The sequence below is a fragment of the Vibrio sp. 1249-1 genome, from assembly GCF_033340495.1.
Genome location: NZ_JAWOWJ010001050.1, coordinates 1 through 543 on the forward strand (window position 1 = coordinate 1; position 543 = coordinate 543).

Below are 543 nucleotides of genomic sequence, written 5' to 3' on the forward strand. Positions count from 1 at the left end.
CTCTTTCTGGCGTTAGTAACACACTTTCGGATTCATCATCCGTTTCTGCGCACAACAACATACATTCTGAGGTTTCACCGCGCATTTTGGCTTTGGCAAGATTACACAACACGACCACTTGTTTGCCCATCAACTCTTCCTCGGTGTAATAAGGCACTAAGCTGGTTACGGTTTGCAGTGTTTTTTCACCAATATCAATTTGCACAATATACAGCTTGTCTGCATTTTGATGACGAGCCACTTCAATGATTTTTCCGGTACGAATTTCCAGTTTGGCAAAATCAGAGTAAGCGATAGTTTCCATAATTAAAACCTCAGTAAAGTTTTACTAAAAAGATAACGTTTACACTATCAGTAAGCTTAATAAATACAAGTGGTAAAGATCTCATTTCCGAAAGCAAATCCTCTATCAAATTGCACTTATTACACAATGGGTGTTTAATACTTTCAGTCAAAATTTTTAGCCACTAAAGGTTCTATATGGCAACGATCAAGGATGTCGCGAAAGAAGCCGGTGTTTCGGTCGCAACGGTTTCTCGCGTG

The 543-nt window shown here is 39.4% G+C and carries 2 protein-coding genes; one reads left to right on the forward strand and one right to left on the reverse strand.

The window, feature by feature from the left end; genetic code table 11:
* On the reverse strand, window positions 1-304 hold a 304-nt coding region (locus R7Z50_RS30395), incomplete at its 3' end, for a tRNA-binding protein (RefSeq protein WP_318150137.1).
* A gap of 176 nt (window positions 305-480) precedes the next feature.
* Between R7Z50_RS30395 and R7Z50_RS30400 the strand changes: the two genes are divergently transcribed.
* Window positions 481-543: LacI family DNA-binding transcriptional regulator (locus R7Z50_RS30400; protein ID WP_318150138.1), on the forward strand; the 63-nt coding region annotated here is incomplete at its 3' end.